19 protein-coding genes and 1 pseudogene are annotated in these 15,813 nt (G+C 72.3%); 4 read left to right on the top strand and 16 right to left on the bottom strand.

Annotation, left to right across the window (positions count from 1 at the left end; genetic code table 11):
- Positions 1-2 precede the first annotated feature (2 nt).
- The 4 genes from HD597_RS26235 to HD597_RS26220 form a co-directional block, all read right to left on the bottom strand.
- Positions 3-311, bottom strand: a complete 309-nt coding sequence (locus tag HD597_RS26235; RefSeq protein ID WP_253745377.1) for a flavin reductase family protein — start codon at positions 309-311, stop codon at positions 3-5.
- A 42-nt stretch (positions 312-353) separates the two neighbouring features.
- The gene (locus HD597_RS26230) at positions 354-1,139 is read right to left on the bottom strand and encodes an SDR family oxidoreductase (RefSeq protein WP_253745376.1); all 786 of its coding nucleotides are present in this window, start codon (positions 1,137-1,139) and stop codon (positions 354-356) included.
- Between the two features lie 158 nt (positions 1,140-1,297).
- Positions 1,298-2,140, bottom strand: coding sequence for an SDR family NAD(P)-dependent oxidoreductase (locus HD597_RS26225; RefSeq protein ID WP_253745375.1), 843 nt, complete (start codon positions 2,138-2,140; stop codon positions 1,298-1,300).
- Between the two features lie 166 nt (positions 2,141-2,306).
- Positions 2,307-3,191: a helix-turn-helix transcriptional regulator gene (locus HD597_RS26220; RefSeq protein ID WP_253745374.1), complete on the bottom strand. Its 885-nt coding sequence runs from the start codon at positions 3,189-3,191 to the stop codon at positions 2,307-2,309.
- 645 nt (positions 3,192-3,836) lie between these two features.
- On the opposite strand from HD597_RS26220, the gene HD597_RS26215 reads away from it, so the two are divergent.
- On the top strand, positions 3,837-4,655 hold the full coding sequence (locus HD597_RS26215) for a helix-turn-helix domain-containing protein (RefSeq protein WP_253745373.1): 819 nt from the start codon (positions 3,837-3,839) through the stop codon (positions 4,653-4,655).
- A gap of 508 nt (positions 4,656-5,163) precedes the next feature.
- On the opposite strand, the gene HD597_RS26210 is transcribed toward HD597_RS26215, so the two are convergent.
- On the bottom strand, positions 5,164-5,595 hold the full coding sequence (locus tag HD597_RS26210; RefSeq protein WP_253745372.1) for a hypothetical protein: 432 nt from the start codon (positions 5,593-5,595) through the stop codon (positions 5,164-5,166).
- Between the two features lie 717 nt (positions 5,596-6,312).
- Here HD597_RS26210 and HD597_RS26205 point away from each other — a divergent pair.
- Positions 6,313-7,374 carry a hypothetical protein gene (locus HD597_RS26205; RefSeq protein WP_253745371.1) on the top strand — a complete coding sequence of 354 codons (1,062 nt, stop codon included), beginning with the start codon at positions 6,313-6,315 and terminating at the stop codon, positions 7,372-7,374.
- A gap of 564 nt (positions 7,375-7,938) precedes the next feature.
- Here the strand turns inward: HD597_RS26205 and HD597_RS67330 are convergent.
- Both HD597_RS67330 and HD597_RS26200 read right to left on the bottom strand, forming a co-directional pair.
- The gene (locus tag HD597_RS67330) at positions 7,939-8,427 is read right to left on the bottom strand and encodes an efflux permease Rv1217c-related protein (protein ID WP_504928499.1); all 489 of its coding nucleotides are present in this window, start codon (positions 8,425-8,427) and stop codon (positions 7,939-7,941) included.
- Complete coding sequence (locus HD597_RS26200) at positions 8,366-8,512, bottom strand: hypothetical protein (protein WP_253745370.1); 147 nt, start codon at positions 8,510-8,512, stop codon at positions 8,366-8,368. Before HD597_RS26200 ends, HD597_RS67330 begins: the two co-directional genes overlap by 62 nt.
- Positions 8,513-8,619: 107 nt before the next feature.
- Between HD597_RS26200 and HD597_RS26195 the strand changes: the two genes are divergently transcribed.
- Positions 8,620-9,423 carry a glycosyltransferase gene (locus HD597_RS26195; RefSeq protein WP_308210699.1) on the top strand — a complete coding sequence of 268 codons (804 nt, stop codon included), beginning with the start codon at positions 8,620-8,622 and terminating at the stop codon, positions 9,421-9,423.
- On the opposite strand, the pseudogene HD597_RS26190 reads toward HD597_RS26195, so the two are convergent.
- From HD597_RS26190 to HD597_RS26155, 8 genes and pseudogenes are all read right to left on the bottom strand, one after another.
- Positions 9,398-9,538 (bottom strand): annotated as a pseudogene (locus HD597_RS26190) (hypothetical protein); the annotation flags it as partial. The gene HD597_RS26195 and the pseudogene HD597_RS26190 sit on opposite strands and share 26 nt — an antisense overlap.
- A 94-nt stretch (positions 9,539-9,632) precedes the next feature.
- Entirely contained in the window at positions 9,633-10,532 is a 900-nt protein-coding gene (locus tag HD597_RS26185; protein WP_253745369.1) for a zinc-binding dehydrogenase, read from the bottom strand.
- Positions 10,533-10,545: 13 nt separating this feature from the next.
- Entirely contained in the window at positions 10,546-10,908 is a 363-nt protein-coding gene (locus HD597_RS26180) for a hypothetical protein (protein ID WP_253745368.1), read from the bottom strand.
- 41 nt (positions 10,909-10,949) lie between these two features.
- A complete protein-coding gene (locus tag HD597_RS26175) occupies positions 10,950-11,348 on the bottom strand; it encodes a hypothetical protein (RefSeq protein WP_253745367.1) in 399 nt (132 codons plus the stop codon).
- Positions 11,349-11,475: 127 nt separating this feature from the next.
- Positions 11,476-12,066, bottom strand: a complete 591-nt coding sequence (locus HD597_RS26170; RefSeq protein ID WP_253745366.1) for a hypothetical protein — start codon at positions 12,064-12,066, stop codon at positions 11,476-11,478.
- A 22-nt stretch (positions 12,067-12,088) separates the two neighbouring features.
- A complete protein-coding gene (locus HD597_RS26165; RefSeq protein ID WP_253745365.1) occupies positions 12,089-12,406 on the bottom strand; it encodes a hypothetical protein in 318 nt (105 codons plus the stop codon).
- Positions 12,403-13,359 (bottom strand): alpha/beta hydrolase, encoded by a 957-nt coding sequence (locus HD597_RS26160; RefSeq protein ID WP_253745364.1) that lies wholly within the window; start codon positions 13,357-13,359, stop codon positions 12,403-12,405. Before HD597_RS26160 ends, HD597_RS26165 begins: the two co-directional genes overlap by 4 nt.
- A 19-nt stretch (positions 13,360-13,378) precedes the next feature.
- A complete protein-coding gene (locus tag HD597_RS26155; protein WP_253745363.1) occupies positions 13,379-13,696 on the bottom strand; it encodes a putative quinol monooxygenase in 318 nt (105 codons plus the stop codon).
- A gap of 142 nt (positions 13,697-13,838) precedes the next feature.
- Here HD597_RS26155 and HD597_RS26150 point away from each other — a divergent pair, with 142 nt between their 5' ends.
- Positions 13,839-14,759: an AraC family transcriptional regulator gene (locus HD597_RS26150; RefSeq protein ID WP_253745362.1), complete on the top strand. Its 921-nt coding sequence runs from the start codon at positions 13,839-13,841 to the stop codon at positions 14,757-14,759.
- Positions 14,760-14,900: 141 nt separating this feature from the next.
- Here the strand turns inward: HD597_RS26150 and HD597_RS26145 are convergent, their stop codons facing one another.
- Entirely contained in the window at positions 14,901-15,674 is a 774-nt protein-coding gene (locus HD597_RS26145; RefSeq protein ID WP_253745361.1) for a DUF7134 domain-containing protein, read from the bottom strand.
- Positions 15,675-15,813: the final 139 nt, after the last annotated feature.

Raw genomic sequence — 15,813 nt, 5'->3', positions numbered from 1 at the left:
GGTCATGGGTGGCGCAGGTACACGGTGGCGGCGTTGGCGGAGAAGGTGCCGTCACCACAAAGGTGAGACTGGCCCGCGCTGCGCCGGCCCGGATCGATCCAGGCCCACTCGCCCTTGAGGATCCACAGGTGGCGGTTGTCGGCGACCGTGCATTCGAGGATGGCGAAGCACTCGGCCACCAGCGGCGCGTCCACGGTGGTGGCGGGGACGGGTATGAAGCCGAAGCGGGTCCGCTTGCCGGTGTCGCGGCCGGAGGTGTTGCCGGCGTCGGCCACCTGCGCGGCCAGGTCGATGGAGGGGATCGCCGGCACGCACTGCGCGGCTCCTGGTGGGGAGCCGGGCAGGAGGCCAGGTCAGACGGCCTGCGCGGTGGGCAGGATGGTGATCTCGGTGAGGTTCACGTGGCGGGGCGAGGCCGCGATGAACGCCACCGTCTCGGCCACGTCCGCCGGCTGCAGCGGGTCGATCTCGGTGAGCAGCCCCTCCATGAGGGCGCCGGCGTCGGGGTCGGTGACGTGGCTGGGCAGCTCGGTGTCGACCATGCCGGGCTCGATGGTGGCCACCCGGATGTTCTTGGGGCCGAGCTCGACGCGCAGCAGCCGGGTGAGGTGGCTGATGTAGGCCTTGGTGCCGGAGTAGACGGAGAACTTCTCCAGGATCCGGGTCGCCGCGATCGAGGAGGTGGTGATCAGGTCCGCGGGCCGGCCGGCCTCGGCGGCGGTGGTCAGGTGTGGCAGGAAGGCGCCGATGACGTTCATGACGCCGGTGATGTTCAGGTCGATCTGGCGCTGCCAGTCGTCCTGGCGCAGGTCGGTGATCGGTGAGATGAGCTGGACGCCGGCGTTGTTGACCACCAGGTCGGCGGTGCCGAGCCGGTCGGCGACCTGCGCGGCGGCGTCCTGGACGGCGTCGCGGCCGGTGACGTCGACGGCGATGGTGATCGCGGTGCCGCCGGCGGCGGTGATGGCGGCGGTCAGCTCCTCCAGCCTGTCCTTGCGCCGGGCCAGTACGGCCACGCTGGCGCCGAGTTCGGCCAGGCGCAGGGCGGTGGCGGCGCCGATGCCGCTGGAGGCGCCCGAGACGACGGCCACGCGGCCGGCCAGCGGGGTTCCGGTGAGCAGAGCAGCAGTGGTGGACATGGCAAAGGCTTCTTTCATGCGCGGGTGTGGTGCCCGCGGTCGGTGGCGGGCCAGATGACATGCGGGTGGGGCGCGCGGGCGACGGCGGAGGGCGGCGCCGTTGGCAGGGTCCCTTCGCGAAGGTGGAGCCGCGGTCGCCTGGTGCGGCGGGCTGTTGGTCAGGCTGCGGCGTCGTCGTGGGCGGTGGCCGCCGACCTGGCCCGCCAGGGGGCCACGTCCTGCTCGATCTGGTCCAGCTTGACCTGCAGCCGCTCCAGGGTGTCGGGGCCCAGGTACAGGTGGGTGGGCAGGCTGTCCTGGCCGGTGACCTCGTAGATCAGTGCCGCGCCCTTGACCGGGTCGCCGAGCTGGGTGTGGTTGGCGGTGCCGGCCCAGTCGAGGGTGACGTGGGCCGGGGTGCCGTCGTAGGCGTCGATCCGGCCGGCGGCCACGGACAGGGAGCTGGCGTCCAGGAAGTCGGTGCGCAGCACGCCCGGCTCGACCACCATCGACTGGATGCCGAACGGCTCCAGCTCCTTCGACAGTGCCTCGCTGATGCCCGCCACGGCGAACTTCGAGGCGCTGTACAGGCTCACTCCGGGCTCGCCCTCGAAACCCGATCGCGAGCCGATGTGCACCAGCTTGCCGGAGCCCTGGCGGCGCATGACGGGCAGCACGGCGCGGGTCATGTCGATGAGGGCGAACACGTTCAGGTCGAACAACGAGCGGGCCTCGGCGTCGCTGATCTCCTCCAGCGCGCCGAGCAGGCCGCGGCCGGCGTTGTTGACCAGTACGTCGATCCGGCCGAACCGGTCGACGGCGGCCTGGACGGCGGCCGGGACGGCCGCGCTGTCGGTGACGTCCAGGGCGACGGTGAGCACGTTGCCGGCCTTGGCGAGGTCGTCCGGCACGCGGGCCGGGTTGCGGACCGCGATGACGACGTCGTCGCCCTGGGCGAGGGCGGTGCGGGCGATCTCCGCGCCGAGCCCGCGGGACGCTCCGGTGATGAACCAGGTGGCCATGACGGTGCCCTTTCGCATTCGTTCCGTTTGGCTGACTTCAATGAGTCTGCCGAGGTCAGCGAGGTAGAAGAAGGTAGAGAAATTCCTGGGAGCGCCATACCTAGGAACGGAACCGCCCGCGCACGAAAAGAGGCCGGGGCGTGGCCCCGGCCTCTCGGCGTGGTGGTTACCTGGTGGCCCAGTCGGCTAGTGCGGTCAGCGCCTGATCCTCGTCCCACAGCTCCCTGGACAAGGAGTTGTCGGCGCGGGCACGCAGCCGTTCGAACGCCTGGGCGGTGGGGGAGGCGGGCTCGGCCTGGTAGACCACGAGCTGCTGGTGGGGCGCGCCGTTGACGGTGAAGGCCGAGAACAGGATGTGCAGGTCGCCCACGACCGGATGGCGCAGGTGCTTGCCCTCCTGGGTCTTGGGTTTGACGTCGTGGCGGCCCCACAGCTCGGCGAACTCGTCACTGGCGGCCGACAGGTCCGCCACGACCTCGGCGATGCGCGGATTGTCGGGGTCGTGGCCGTAGGCGGCGCGGATCTCCGCCACGCACGAGTGCGCCGCCCGTTCCCACTCCTGGTAGAACTCCCGTCCGGCCGGGTCGGCGAACACCATGCGGGCCAGGTTGTCGAGCGGGTGGAAGCCCTCGTGCAGCGCGGCCGCCATGGAGTTGCAGGCCAGGATGTCCAGCGCGGGACCGAGCGCGAAGGCGGGCGAGGTGGACCAGCCGTCCATGAGCTGCAGCAGTTGCGGGCTGACGGTGGTGTCCTGCGCCTGCCGCCAGGTGCGTGCTTCCGGCGGCTGCACCAGCCGCCACAGGTGCTCGGTGGCGGAGACGTCCAGTTGTAGGGCCCGTGCGACCGCGTCGACGACCTGCGGGGACGGGCTGGACTCGCGGCCCTGCTCCAGTCGTACGTAGTAGTCGCTGCTCATGCCGGCCAGTATCGCCACCTCCTCGCGGCGCAGGCCCTTGACCCGGCGGCGGCCGTACTCGGGCAGGCCGACGTCATGGGGCTTGAGCGCTTCACGGCGGGCACGCAGGAAGTCGCCCAGCGGGGTCCCGGTCATGTCGCGTCCTTCGCCGGGCACTTCGCCCGGCTCTTGATCGGCACGGCCTGCGTGACCGTACCGAGCGTGCTCGTGCGGGCTGTCATGTCCGTCCTTTCAACGTGCGGAGCCATCAGAGGGTGATGGTCACCTTCCCCTCGCTGTGCCGCGTATCCAAGTCGATGAGCGCCTGGCGGGCGTCGGCGAACTCATGGGTGGCGCCGATCACCACCCGCAGGGCCGCGTGCCGCCTGCTCGGTGAGCGTGTCCAAACGCCCCCGGCGCGGGCACCGTGCCGGTATGGACCGCCTCCACCCCGCGGGCGAAGCGCCGGAACCGGCTGGGGGCTCGGCGTGCCGGCCCGCTGCCGCGCTCTGCTCAGCGACGCCCCGGACAAGCTTTATGAGGAGGCGATCGACCGCCTCGCCGGCACCCGGGTCGCCGTCCAGCTGACCGGTGCGCACCTGCTGCACGGCGAGTGGCTCGCCCGGTCCGGCGCGCGGGCGCAGGCACGCGCGAGCCCCACCGTATGTTCGACCGCAGGGGCGAGCCGTCCGCGGGCTGCGTGAGCTCGATCTCGGCACCTGACTTGCGCGGTTGCGGCTGTTCAGCCTGGGAGTGATGCACCCAGGCAGAGCGTCCGGCTTCTACCTAACCTCGGATGTTATGGACAGTGAGCGTAACAACCAGCTGGGGCGGTTCCTGCGGGAGCGCCGCGCGCTCGTGCGGCCCGAGCAGGCCGGGATGCCGGCTCAGGGCCGCCGGCTGGTTCCCGGGCTGCGCCGCGACGAGGTCGCCCGCCTGGCCGGCCTCAGTGCCGGCTACTACGCCCGGCTCGAACAGGGCCGCGAGCGTCCCACCCGCCAGACCGTGGAAGGCCTGGTCCGGGCGCTGCGCCTGGACGAGCAGGCCCTGGTGGAGCTGTACCGGCTGGCCCGGCCCACCGCCGGACGCCGCCGGCCCGGCCGCGTCGAGCGGGTCGCGCCCGAGGTGCTGGCCCTGCTCAACGACTGGACGGTGGCCCCGGCCTTCGTCCTGGGCTGGTCCGGCGACGTCCTGGCCCGCAACCCGCTGGCGAACGTGCTGCACAACCGCTTCGTCCTCGGCGACAACCTGCTGCGCATGATCTTCCTCGACCCGGGGGGACGGCAGTTCTTCCGCGACTGGACCACCACCGCCCGCGCGGCCGTCCAGGACCTGCGCCGAGCGGCCCGTCAGAGCCCGGACGAGCACCACCTGCGCGAACTCGTCGGCGAGCTGGCGATCACCAGCCACGACTTCCGCCGGTTGTGGGCGGCCCCCGAGCCACGCGGCGCGCTCACCCCCGGCAGCCGCTTCCACCACCCCGACGTCGGCGACCTGCACCTGCGCACCGAGGCCTTCCCCATCGCCGGCACGCCCGGCCTGCGGCTCATCGCCCACCCGGCCGAGCCGGACTCACCCTCGGCCCAAGCCCTGGCCCTGCTGGGCACGCTGGCCACCTGATGGGACCTCGGACGTCTCCTCTCGGGCCGCCCGCCTCGGCGATCATCCGGACGCGGCCCGTGACGCCGCCTTGACCGGCAGCGCCACGCATCCGAACGCCTTCCGCGACGCCCTAACGGGCGGCCCGGGCGCGGTCTTGTTCATCCATGGCCCCCCGGAAACCTTCTCCTCCGCGGCCGCCGCCGCACTGGGCGACCCCACCGCGGTCCTGCTTGCCGACGACTTCGAACGCTGCCAGGGACTCGGTGGCCGACTGCCTCGAAGACGACGACCCGCCCACTCCCGCCAACGGCACCACCGCGGCGACGGCCCGTCGACCAGGCCCCGCGCCCACCCCTGCCGCCCGCCACCTCGCCGCGCGCAAGCCGACGCCCGGGTCGACAGGGTCCAGGCTAGGCGATTCTCTCGGGTTCCCAGCAATCGTTACGTGCAAAAGGAATCGAGTTCCCCATCGTGAGCCTGTGCTTCGATGGCTGAACTGCCGCCGAAGGTGATGCAACTGCCGCACTCACCAGCCTACGTACGCGTAGACGCTCACGAGCGCCGTGGGCTTGATGCCCCGCTTTTCGATGGCCTTCATCGCTTCTGGCCGATCGTGTTCCTCGGAGACACTCCATGCATAAGCAGCAACGGTGGCGCCTTTCCACCGGGGCGATTTCAGCCACACATTCAGCGGCCGACTGTCTGTTTCGGTGGTCCAGTTTCGGCTGTGGAGAGAGGCTACCGCCTTCCCGAGCGATTCCTCCTCTGTATCGCCACCGACATTGATCAAGAAAGCATGGGTTACTAGAGTTTCGGACCCCGTTGAGACTTCTTGGCGTTCTTTCCAGACAATTGTGCCGATCTTGTGAACTTCTTCCAGTACGCCGGGGTCGACCTCTTCTGGCTGCTGCGCACATCCTCCAACAAGAAGAGAGATCGTAAGAGCAATTGCCGTCACCTTTCGTCTCCGCTTAACCCTCATTCTTTTATCTCTTCTCTCTCGCCCGCCAGCCGCCACCCCACTGAAGGCCAGCTCCCAGCGGTCATGGTAGGCGACCAGCTGGACATGTGATCGTTCTGCACCGTTCGCGGGCGAACCAGAAGTTGACTGCGTCAACGGGCCGACCGTTCGGCATCCTTGAAGTCATGGCACGCACCCCTTGCTTCAGCCAGGCAGGCGCCTCCTGGGCTTCCATAGCCTCACTCACCCCCGGGCAGCACGTCACAGCCGGGGGCATCGCATTGACGCGGCCCGGCTCGCATCACGACACCAGGAAGGACCGCCGCCGGACTGCTTCGCCGCCCCCTCGAAACCGCGGGTCAGGGCGCGTGCGTCACGGAATTGGCCACGACGCATCTTTACCATCTCCTTCACCTTGAGTCAGCGATCCTTGTACAGTCGGCGGGACGGAACGCCGGAGCAGAGGCCCGGTCATCGTGGGGCGCTGGGCGCGTCTGCGGGCCGAGCCGTGCAAGGGGGTTCCGGGAAACCGGGGACATCGCCTTCTCCAAGAGGGCAACATGGCGGCGCACGTGACGGCGCCGAGCACCGCAAGCTGGACGTTGAGATGCAGGCGCAGGGCGGGTCTCCGGTGCGGATGCCGTCTGAGAATTCCGATGGTCATCCGCGGAGGGGACACAACTGATGGGAAAGCCCAACAGACAGCAGCATCGCGTGAAGAAGGTGGCACGCCGCCGGCAGCGGCTCACCGGCCGCCCGACGAGCGGGAAGGACTCCCGCAGCGGGCTGCAGGGCCATCGTCCGTCCGCGCCTGAAGCCACGGTGCTCGATCTCGGCTGGCAGCCACCGGTGCTGCGGCTGGTGCCGCTCGTGCCGGCAGCGACGCTGGAGCAGCTGGCGCTCCGGCACGGGCTCACCGGCGAGGACCACGTCTCCGTCAACGGCCAGTGGTGGACTCCTGAGCAGTTCCTGGCGTTGAAGTGGATCCCCGAGTTGTGCGAGGACGAGGTGGATCGGGTCCGCGAGGAGATCCCGGCCCGCTACGGCGGGAAGATCCCGGCCGATCTCGCGCTGCTGGACATCAGCGGCGCGCACTTCCTCGGTTTCACCACCTGGAACGAGGTCGGCATCGAATGCAGAGCTGAGCATGTCACGGCTCTGGCTCAGACGTCCGACCTGCGTGAAGCGCTCGGCGTCCTGCACCGCGACGGCTGGATCACTCCCATGGCGGACGGGTTCCTCGACGCTCCCGGCCTGGTCCTGCGGCCGGTGCCGCCCGCGCCGCCGCACGTCCGTCGCTGGCCCACCGCCAGTCACCTCCACACGCGGTTCCGGCTCGCTCCGCTGCCCGCCGACGAGATTCCCGACCTGGCAGCGTTGCTGGACGCCTGCCGGTTCCCATGGACGGCCCAAGGCCTCTACCCGGTCACCGGCGAGACCTGGACCCCTGAACAGCTTGGCCGCCATCCCTGGGTGCAGGCAGCGGCACATGGTCGCGACTTGCCGACGATGCGCGCATACGAGCAGCTCGTGGCCCGCCACGGCGACGAGATTCCCGCCGACCAGGCGATCGTGGAGCTGTCAGGCGTCGTCAGCCCGCACATCGTGACCGGCAACTTCGACGTCGTCGACGACGAGCAGCTCATTTTGAGCTTCGCCCAGGCCGATGACCTGTGCCAGGCGTTGACCACTCTGCATCGCGACGGCCTGCTCATCCCTCTGGCCAACGGCCTGCTGCTGGTACCCGCGCTCGCCAAGACCATCGACGCAACCTGATCACCCCTCCACTCGCCGAGCGGCCCTGATGCGGTGCTGCGCCTGCGGCCCTGCGGGGACGGTGCGGGCCACCCCTCACGGCACGGCTGAGCACGCCCAGGCGAGCCCGGTCAGGTTCGCCGTGAGCTCTGGTGACAGCATCAACACGGCGGATGGGAATCGCGCACGGTCAGCAGGCGTCCGCGAAGAGCCGGGTCGTGGGCGCCCTGCCTGGCGAACCGGCGTAGCGGAAGCTGGGTTCAGCGGAGGCCGGGCCCGCGTGCGCCGCCGGACTGGGCCGGCAGGCAAGGCCGGGCCCAGGGGATGCCCGACTCCGACGGCTCTGGCCAGGACCACGTCCTGGGCGCCGTCTCAACAGGGCGGCACCGGTCAGTGCCGGGCTACCCTCAGCGCAGTGCTGGCCAGCGCCAACCCGGCCTTGTGGCGAGGTCACCCTCGACCCGCGAGCCGCTGATGAGAGTACGGGCGTGCGCCGCCTCTGCCTGCTGGATCGAGACTCGGCCGGGCTTTGCCGGCGGCAGCCCGGACCCGGCGGCGACAATCGCGGCTTCCGGGAGGCCTTGCCTACCCGCACGTGGCTTGCGCGAGCAATTTGCTGTTCCGCTGCTCAAGGAACTGGGCGGGCCGCCGCGTACGCCAGCAACTGCCAGCATCGTGTCCTGGAGTGACGGACGCGCGCATGCAAGGGCGCGCGTCACAGACTTCCTTCAGGGCCGAGATGCGAGCCGCCCGCTCCCACGACCGCCTTCCCGGGCGAAGCGGGGCGGAGGCGAGCAGCGCCGTCCAGGCGAGTGCGGTCAGCCGGGGGAGCAGTCCGAACAGCAGCATCGCGAGCCCGGCCAGGGTCCAGGTGGCGGGCGCCTGGGCCAGTGCCGCGCCGAGCAGGCGCAGCGTCTGCTCGGCGGGTTCGCCGATCCGAAGACCGTGGGTGAGTCCGGCGGCCGCAGCGTGGCCTGGATGGCGTAGCCGGCGGCGATGAGGCCGAGCACGCTCAGCTCGGCGTCGACGACATGGCCGGCGTGCCCGCGGTGCCCGCCGCGCTGCAACCGGTATGGGTGCCCACGCGGGCGTTCCGCAACCCGGTGCTGCCGGTGCCGCTGCCGAAGGCGCTCAACCGGGCCGCGTACCAGGTGATCAAGCTCCTTCGGCGGCATCGCCGACCGGCTGCGCGCCGAGCGACTGGGGCTGCCCCGGCGGCGCGGGCGGCACGACTTCCTGCGCCGCCCGGACGGCGGCCCGGCCACCGTGCTGCAGGGGTTCAGCACGCACGTGCTGCCGGACGGGCTCGACTACCCGCCGTGGGCGCACACCACCGGCTTCTGGTTCGTGCTCGCCCCGGCCGGCTGGGCACCCTCGCCGGAGCTGGCCGCGTTCCTGGCGGCGGGGGACAGGCCGGTGTACATCGGGTTCGGCAGCATGGCGGGCAACGACCCCGAGCGGGTGGGGCGGGTGGTGGCCGAGGCCGTGCGGCTGGCGGGGGTGCGGGCGATGCTGGCGTCCGGGTGGGGCGGCCTGCGGGTGGATGACCTGCCCGACAATGTGTTCCTGCTGGAGCAGGCGCCGCACGGCTGGCTGTTCCCGCGCATGGCCGCGATCGTCCATCATGGCGGCAGCGGTACCACGGGTGCCGCGCTGGCCGCCGGCCGGCCTCAGGTGGTCTGCCCGTTCGTGGCCGACCAGCCGTTCTGGGCCGCCCGCGTGCACGCGGCCGGCGTCGCCCCGCCGCCGCAGCCCCAGCGCCGGCCTCACCGCCGAAGGGCTCGCCGCCGCCATCCACCAGGCCCTGGACCTGGAGGAGAACGCCGGACGCCTGGGACGCCTCATCCGGGCCGAGGACCCGCCGATGCCGTCGGTGCGTTCGGGCAGGATGTGCCGCATGCGTTCGGCGATCTGTTCCTCGTTCGGCTCGTCGTCGCGGAAGTCCGGGTCGTAGGCGAGCAGCCGCCACTGGCCGCCAGGCATGGGCATCGCGTACCGTGCTGCCGGTCCCGTCGCAGCCGACCAGCCAGCGCGCCCGCATGGTACGGCCGTCGCCCAGCACGGCGGTGACGCCATCGGGATCCTGGTCGGCGGCCACCAGGGCGGAGCTCCACTCCGGCTCGCCGCCCAGCTCGGCCAGGTGATCGCGCAGCCGGGCTTCGACGCGGGCCTGGGAGATCACCATCGGGGGAGCGGCGGTGGCCAGGCCGGCCCGATGATCCCGTCCTGGTACGGGTCGGAACCAGGAACAGCCGTTGGCGCTGCGAACGATCGGCGGGTCAAACATCAAGGACCGCTTTTCCGGTGACGCGGCGAGCCAGCAGGGCATCGGCGGCCTCCGACACCTTGTCCCACGGCCCGCGCCAGCCGACCTGAGCGTCCAGCTCGCCGGCCGCCAGCAGTCCGACGAGGTGGGCAAGGTCCGGGCCGAACGGCGTGGTCACGTTGAAGTTCTCGATCCGGCCCCGCGCCGATCGTGTGCCCGCCAACTCGAAGTCGATGACCGCGGGCTCGCGGGCCGCCCGTCCGATGGCCATCACCACGCCGTCGTCCTCCAGCTGATAGAACGCCTGCGCGAGCTGCCGCCCGCCCACGGTGTCCAGCACGCCGTACACCCGGCCCACCAGGTTCTCCGGGCCAATGACGATCTCCGTGGCGCCCAGCTCCCGCAGTCCCTGCGCGCGGGCGGGGCTGCCGGCGGAGGCGACGACATGCGCTCCCGCACGGGCGGCGAGCTGTACGGCGAAGCGGCCGACGCCGCCGGACGCCCCGGTGACCAGGACGCGGCGGCCCGCCACCGGGCCGAGTCGGCGGAGAGCCTGCAGCGCCGTGACCCCGGCGACCGGCAACGCACTCGCCGTCCCCAGGTCGACGGTCTCGGGAACGACGGCCAGCTCAGCGGTGTCCACGGCGCGCAGCTCCGCCCAGGCCCCCGACCAGCCGAAAGTGACCACGCGGGTACCGGCGGCAGGCCCTGAACCGTCGGCGGCGGCCTGGACGACCACCCCGGCGGTGTCCCAGCCCGGGACGTTCCCAGGGTCGGGGTTCGCGCTTCGGTAGGCGATCTCCCCGAAGTTCAGTGAGAAGGCCGCCACCTTCACCAGCGCCTGGGAGCGCGTGGGTACGGGATCGGGCACGACGCTGGGGGAGAGGTCCGGGTTGAAGGTCAGGGCGCGCATGGTTGCTCCTCCATCAGTGGGTGACGGTACGACCCTGACGGAATGCGCGCACGATCGGCTGGGGATCGGCGCACGGCCGCCTCCTCGCCCAGTCCGGCGCGGACCGCGGCGGCGATCCGGCCGACGTCGCCGCGTTCGGCGGGCGGCAGGGGGCGCCGACCGGCTCCCTGAGTGCGGTAGCCTCCCCCAGCAGGGCCGCCGCCTCCTCGCAGGTGCCCTCGGCCGCGACCTCGGCCAGCCCTTCCCGAGCCAGGGCGATGGCACGAGGGTCCCCGACCTCGCGGGCCGCGGCCAGTCCCTGCAGATGCAGCGACCTGGCCGCCGCGAGGTCGCCGCGCAGCTCGGCGATGAAGCCGAGCTCGGCCGCCAGGCGCATCCCCCGCTCGTGCGGCTCCCGGGACCCGTCCCGATCCCCGGTCAGCAGGGCGAACCCGGCCTCCCATACCGCCGTCCTGGAGGACTCCGCGCCGGGCAGCGCCAGGGCCGCTGCGAGACAGGCGCGGGCCTCGCGGTGCCGGCCACGCAGATACCAGTACCACGCCAGGCGTCGACCAGGCGCAGTGCGAGCGCGGAGTCGGTGGCGTGCTCAAGCGCGGCCCGCAAGTTGGGCGTCTCACCGTCCAGGCGGTCCAGCCCTTGGCGCTGTGCGGGACCGTGCAGGTGCGGCCTGACCTGTTCGGCCGGCTCGGTGTAGTACCGGTCGCGGCGCTGGAAGACGGGGTCGTCGCCGGCGAGCCGGTCGAGGCAGAAGGCGGCGATCGACTCCAGCGGCCGGTAGCGGATCCCGCCGGAGGACTCGGCCATCGACCTGGTCACGAGCTGGCCCAGCAGGTCGGCGAGGTCCGCGCGGGGTCCACTGCAGGGTCCAGTCCGGGGCCCGCGCACACCGCCCCGGCCGCCTCCAGCGTGCAGCCTCCCGGGTGGACGGCCAGCCGGAGCAGGATCAGCCGCTGCTGCTCGGTGAGCTGCTCCCAGCTCCAGTCGATCGCCGAGCGCAGCGTCTGCCGGCGGGCGGGCCGTCCCGGCCCGAGACGGTGAGCAGGCGGAAGCGGTCGTCCAGCCGGTCGGCCACCCCCGGCACCCCCAGCGCGCGTACTCGGGCGGCGGCCAGTTCCAGCGCCAGCGGCAGGCCGTCCAGCCTGCGGCAGATCACCGCCACCGAGGGCGCGCCGGCCTCGTCCAGCACGAACCCGGGCGCGGCGGCGGCACGGGCTACGAACAGCTGTCCGGAGCCGGCCTGCGCCGGGTCTGCGCCGGCCACTGGAAGCTCCAGTGGCGGCAACGCGTACAGCGCCTCTCCTGGGATCGCCAGCGACTCCTGGCCGGTCGTCAGCACCCGCAGGCCGGGGGCGGCCCGCAGGAGCAGGTCCACCAGCTCGGCGACCGGTTCGATGAGGCGTTCGCAGTTGTCCAGCACAAGCAGCAGCCGGCGGCCGCGCAGGGCGTCGGCGAGCCGGTGCGCCAGGTGGGCCGGGCGTGCGCCGGGACGCGCACCGGTCGCCGTGTCGTCGCGGACGTCCAGTCCGGCAGCCACCGCCACGGACCGCCGTCCGCCGCTACACCCGCGACCTGGCCGCCGGCACCGCCGCCCTGGTGCTCACCCCCGGCCCGGTCGTCCTCGGCGGCGGCTTCTCCCGATCGGCCGACCTCATCCTCGACCAGCTGGCCCGCGAGCTGGGCCGCACCTGCCTGCGCGTCCCCGAGATCCGCGCCTCCACGCTGGGCGCCGAGAGCGTCGCCCTGGGCCGCTGCGCCTGGCGCTCAACGAGGTGGACGCCCGCCTGTTCGGGGCGGGCCTGCCGGCCCCGGTCGCCCCGCGCGCCTGACCCCGGTCCGCCGGGGCGGCGGTGCCTGCTCTTGGAACCGGTCTTCATCCGGCGTCCAGGGTGCGGGCGAGCCACCCGGTACGGGTCTCGCGGGCGGCGGCCGACAGGGCGGCCCGCGGGAAGAGGGCGTCGAAGCCGTGAAAGCCGCCCGCCCAGACGTGCAGCTCGGCCTGCCCGCCCGCGCCCCAGATCCGGGTGGCGTACTCCACGTCCTCGTCGCGGAAGACCTCGGCGGACCCCGCGTCGATGTACGTGGTCGGCAGGCCCGACAGGTCCTCGGCCGTGGCGGGCGAGACGTAGCCGGGAACCCCGTCGCCGTAGAGGCCGCCGAGCATGGCGTTCCAGGCGAACTCGTTGCTCTCGCGGGTCCACACGCCGGGCTCGCCGGCGTACTGGCGGCTGGAGGTGGTGGTGTTGCGGTGGTCGAGCATGGGGCAGATCAGCACCTGGGCGGCGATCGGCGGCGTGCCGCGGTCGCGGGCCATGAGTGTGACGCCCGCGGCCAGGCCGCCGCCGGCGCTGGCGCCCGCCACGACGACGCGGCCCGGGTCGATGCCGAGGTCGCCGGCGTGGTCGGCGATCCACAGCAGGCCCCGGTAGCAGTCCTCGACGGGGGTGGCGCCGCCGGCCTCGGGCGCGAGCCGGTAGTCCACGGTGACCACGACGGCGCCGAGCAGGTCGAGCCATTCGAGGGGAATGTCGAGCTGCGAGAACCGATCCCCCATGATCATGCCGCCGCCGTGCATCCAGTACACGCACGGGGCCGCGGGACCGGCGCCGGCCGGGGCGAGGACCGTCATCGGGATCCCGGCGCCGTCAGGGGCTGGCACGGTGATCTCGCGGCGGTCGACGGCGCGGCCCTCCAGCAGGGATTCGACCGGCGTCGAGGGCATGCCGCGCAGCTGGGTGAGCAGCTGCGGGGTGATCCGCGGGACGAGCGGCACGTCGGCGAGCAGGGCGTTCAGCTCGGGGTCGAGGGCGGGGCGGGCAAGGGGTGACATGAACGGTTCCTCTCGAATCTCAGAACGCGGCCTTGCCGCCGACCGGCACGTAGTCGGTGTACGGGGACTCCGCGGCGACGAGCTCCTGGACCTGGGCGACGAGCGCCTGCGCGGCCTCGCCCGCGAAGACCCGGTGGTGCTCCTCCTCGCTGGTCCAGCCCTCGGCCACGTGGACGACGTCGGGGTCGGACGCCGACCGGCAGACGAGATAGACCATGCAGTGCTCGCTCGCGGCCGGGCTGCCCTCGTCCAGGCCGGTCAGCAGCAGCCCGGCCAGCCGCTCCCCCTGGCCGGGCTTGGCGGTCAAGGTAGCGTTGAACCCGTAGCGGACCTTCACGACAGTGTTCCTCTTCCTTAGAACGGCTATGCACGATCCCCCTCCTGTGGTGATTTCTCACCGGTCGGGGTAATCCCATTTCACCGTCCCGCACTGGGCTTCCGGTAGAACAAACCTGCTTCACTCTTGCATAATCCTGCTTATGGTGGAATCGCTGAGATTCGACGAGCTCCACGCGGCGCTGGCCCGGCACGTCCGGCCCGAGCAGAGCACCGCCATCGACGGCCTCTACATCGCGCAGATCGAGCGGCCCGGGCCGCCCGCATCCTCGATGACCGGCACCGTGCTGGCGGTCCTCGCCCAGGGCGCCAAGCGGCTCGCGGTGGGCGACCGGGTCCTCGAATACCGTCCCGGCGACTACCTCGTGGCCGCCATCGACCTGCCCGTCACCGGCCACTTCTTCGACGTCGAACCCGGGCGCCCCGCGCTCGGGCTGGCGCTCGCCCTGGAGCCGGCCGCCGTCGCCGACCTCCTTCTGCACCCCGCCACCGCCGACCTGCCCCGCCCAGGGGCGGGAGCGCTGCCCGGCCTCACCGTCGCCACCATGACGGCCGACCTCCTCGACGCGCTCACCCGCCTGGTCCGCCTGCTGGACAGGCCCCGCGACCAGGCGGTGCTGGCGCCGCTGGTCAAACGCGAGATCCTGTGGCGGCTGCTCACCGGGGAGCAGGGCGCCGCCGTACGCCAGCTCGGCCTGGCCGGCAGCAGCCTCAGCCACGTGGCCAGGGCCGTCCGCTGGATCCAGGACCACTACGCCGAGCCCTTCCGCGTGGAGGACCTGGCGCGGCTGGCCGGCATGAGCCCGTCGGCGTTCCACCGCCACTTCCAGACCGTCACGGCGCTGACCCCCATCCAGTTCCAGAAGCAGCTGCGCCTCCAGCAGGCCCGGCTCCTGCTGGCCGCCCACCCCGGCGACGTCACGGGCGTCGCGCACCGCGTCGGCTACGACAGCCCCTCCCAGTTCAGCCGCGAGTACCGCCGCCAGTACGGCCACCCACCCAGCCACGCCACCCGCCTCGGCTCCCCGGTCGCGGCGGCTGCGAAGGAGGGAGCGGCGCCTTGAGCGACCACCAGGGCGGCTCATCCGGCACGACCGGCGGCGAGCCGTGGCGCTGCCCCGAATGCGGCCTGCTGTAGGAGCCGCTCCCCACGGCACCGGAACGGCAGCCCAGGCGTCTGCGCATCAGCAAGGACAACGTCGCGATCACAGGCGCTCCCACAGCCAGCTCTCGGTCATCACCTCGACCGAGTCCCGCGGCATGCGCCGCCCCTGCGAGGTCATCTGCGCCGTGGGTCCGCAGCCACAGGTCGGCCAGGCCGCGCTCCAGCGCGCTGACCGGGGCCGCGGGCGGTGGGCCACCACGTCGTGCAGCTCGCGGGCGATGCGCCTCCGCTCCTCGGCGACCGCGCGCCGCGCCCTGTCCTCCTGCTCGTGGCGCAGCCGCTCGCTGAGACCGGCGAGCCGGCTGTTGCGCTCGACCAGCATCCTGGTGCTGTTGCCGAACGTCCACGAGACGGCCACCATGACGCCCGCCTGCGCGAGGTTCGGCCAGAGAAACTCCGCCGGTCCGAGGAACGCCGCGTGCCACGAGGAGGCGAGCGGGGCCGGCACGCACGCGACGGACACGGCGGGCGCTCGCCCGGCCGCCACGGTGTAGAGCGCCAGCAGCGGCACCACCCCGTTGAGCCGGGCGTCGTAACCGGCCGCGTGGAAGACGATCGCCGAGGCGCAGCAGATCATCAGCACGGTGACCGGGGCAGGCCGCCGCCACGCCAGCGCGAGGCTGGCGACCAGGGTCAGTGCCACGCCGGCCGGATCCATCGGGCGGCGCGCGTGGCCCGGATCGGCCGAGCCGTCGCCCAGGACGAGGCCGAACGTCAGGGTGACGCCGGCGACCACGACACTGAACAGCAGATCGGTGAGGAAAGGGTTCATCACGGCGAGCCGTCGCAGAGACGACAACACCTCTGCGCGCATCAGCGCATGGTAGCCGCGACCGGCCACGTCACTCATCACTCGTTCGGATGACCGCCGCTACAACCCGTGCGGTACGCCCGCGGCGCCGTACCGCAGCCGGTTGACCCCACTCCGGTGCCTGGTACGCATGCGGGCCGGG

This window comes from Nonomuraea thailandensis (genome assembly GCF_024172165.1).
Classification (GTDB): domain Bacteria; phylum Actinomycetota; class Actinomycetes; order Streptosporangiales; family Streptosporangiaceae; genus Nonomuraea; species Nonomuraea thailandensis.
This window is presented reverse-complemented; position numbering and strand designations above follow the sequence as displayed.